The organism is Methylophaga sp. UBA5088, assembly GCF_002414625.1.
In the GTDB taxonomy this organism is placed as follows: Bacteria; Pseudomonadota; Gammaproteobacteria; order Nitrosococcales; family Methylophagaceae; genus Methylophaga; species Methylophaga marina.
The window spans coordinates 7,591-10,002 of sequence record NZ_DIAC01000127.1; the positions used below are offsets into that span (position 1 = coordinate 7,591).

Genomic DNA, 2,412 nt, shown 5'->3' on the forward strand with positions numbered 1-2,412 from the left:
ACTTAGAGCAATCATGGGTAATGTACGCAAGATGTGAGTTAAATCAGGCGATTGGCCTAAAATTTCATTCATTACGCTTACCCCTGCATCTGATGTTGATGGTCAGGCATGGCATGGTGTTCATGTAAACTTTCCATTGGCCAGAAAAGCGTCGCAACTGCCATCAAAATGATCAGTAAACCTGCCGTTTTACGTAAGTTTGCTGAACGTCCTAAGGCAGCTAACATACCGGTAAATAATCCAGCGCCCATCACCGCGGGCAATGTGCCAGCCCCAAATGCCAACATGACCAAGCCCCCTTTCACCGGATCACCTGCTGTTGCCGCTACAGCTAATGCCGCGTAGACCAGACCACATGGTAGCCAGCCCCAGACCATGCCGAGGAAAAATGCTTGACTGACTTTGCGTACAGGCAATAGCTTTTGACCTATTGGTTGTAACCTGCGCCATAAGGGCGCCCCCATACGCTCAGCACGGGCAAACTTAGGAAACCATCCGGCCAGATACAAGCCCATTGAAATCATGACAATGACAGATAGCACTCTCAGAACCCAGTGTGCATTGATTTGTGTCAGAGGTGAGCTCAATAAGCCGACGATCAGACCTGCAAAGCTGTAGCTCAGGATTCGACCAAGGTTATAGTTAAATACGAACGGTAACATTCGCCTCTGACTCTCTCTGACCTCTTTAGGCAAACTCAACGTTAATGCGCCAATCACCGAACCACACATCGCAATACAATGAACGGTGCTGAATAACCCGAGTAAAAAAGCCGTGATATAGGAACTAGTGATGGCCGCCATGCTTACAAATGTCTCTTAAATTTTTGATTCATTTTCACATTATCACGTCGTTTTCGCATTAAATTGTGTCATTTCACACACCGCACATTGAAAAACCACACTTTTTAACGGGTATAAATTCATACAATTTCAAGTTGAGTTGTCTGAGAGAGAAGATAAATGAAACGTACCAGCCTGTCACTTAGCATTATGCTGAGTTTTGTCCTACCCTCGATTGCCTATGCTGAGCATAGCCATGATGTTGAAGAACTAGAAAAAGTCACCGTTTCTGGGCAAGCTATTCACCCCTTACCTCAAGAGAGCGCAGGGCTTGATCTGGAAGCACTTAAATCAAAACGTGCTCAGTCAAGTGATACGGCCTCACTACTGAAAGGTATTCCCGGCGTATCACTCTATGGTGCTGGGGGTGTATCAAGTCTGCCGGTGATTCGTGGTTTAGCAGATGACAGGCTTCGCATTAAAGTGGATGGCATGGACCTAATCTCGGCCTGTGCTAACCACATGAATCCCCCCCTTTCCTATATTTCACCCACCAATGTATCTGAGTTAAAAGTCTATTCAGGCATCACTCCTGTCAGTGCTGGTGGTGATAGTATTGGCGGCACCATCATTGCGAAAAGCAAACAACCGGAGTTTGCTAAAGATGCTGACAGTGTTTTGTCAAAAGGAGAAATTGGCGCCTTCTACCGTAGTAACGGTGACGCACGGGGTGCTAACTTGTCAGCCACTTTGGCGACGGATAATTTTAGTCTGAACTATACTGGCTCAACCAGCAAAGCCAATAATTACGATGCGGCGAATAACTTCAAGGCCGCTGGACCGGCAGCCTCAGATAGAGGTTGGTTGGACGGTGATGAAGTCGGCTCAACCGCTTATGAAACACGTAACCATGCTTTGAACCTTGGTTTTAAACTCGATAATCACTTATTACAAGTCAAACTCGCACATCAGGATATCCCATACCAAGGTTTCCCTAATCAACGTATGGATATGCTGGAAAACCGCAGTAATAGTATCAATTTCATATATAACGGCTTATTCGACTGGGGCACATTCGAGACGTCTCTTTATAGAGAAAAAACCCATCACAAAATGGATTTCGGTGATGATAAGCAATTTTTATATCCATCAATGGCAGGGCCGGCATTTGGTATGCCCATGGAAACGGAAGGTGATAATCGCGGCTTGAGTGTTAAAGCTGAGATCAATGCTAATGAGCGTGATCTTTACCGAATTGGTGCTGATATCCAACGTTACCGTCTCGATGACTACTGGGAAGCTTCAGGTGGCATGATGATGTCGCCAAACACATTTATCAATATTAACAATGGTCAACGTGATCGTTATGGTGTCTTTGCTGAATGGGAAGCGGACTGGACATCAAAATGGACAACATTAGCAGGCATACGTCATGAAACAGTGAAAATGGATGCCGACGATGTACAAGGTTATAACTCGACAAATTATGACCCTACTGCTTTCAACAATGCAGATAGAAGCCAAACTGACAACAATATCGATCTGACATTGATAGGCCGCTTAACCCCATCTGATAACGCCAGTTATGAATTTGGTTATGCACAGAAAACACGTTCTCCGAATCTTTACG

General features: G+C 45.2%; 2 protein-coding genes. One reads left to right on the forward strand and one right to left on the reverse strand.

Going from position 1 to position 2,412, the window contains the following annotated elements; genetic code table 11:
- Positions 1–77: 77 nt before the first annotated feature.
- Complete coding sequence (locus B4K20_RS15705; RefSeq protein ID WP_289283637.1) at positions 78–803, reverse strand: sulfite exporter TauE/SafE family protein; 726 nt, start codon at positions 801–803, stop codon at positions 78–80.
- Positions 804–962: 159 nt separating this feature from the next.
- Between B4K20_RS15705 and B4K20_RS15710 the strand changes: the two genes are divergently transcribed.
- On the forward strand, positions 963–2,412 hold a 1,450-nt coding region (locus B4K20_RS15710), incomplete at its 3' end, for a TonB-dependent receptor (protein WP_289283638.1).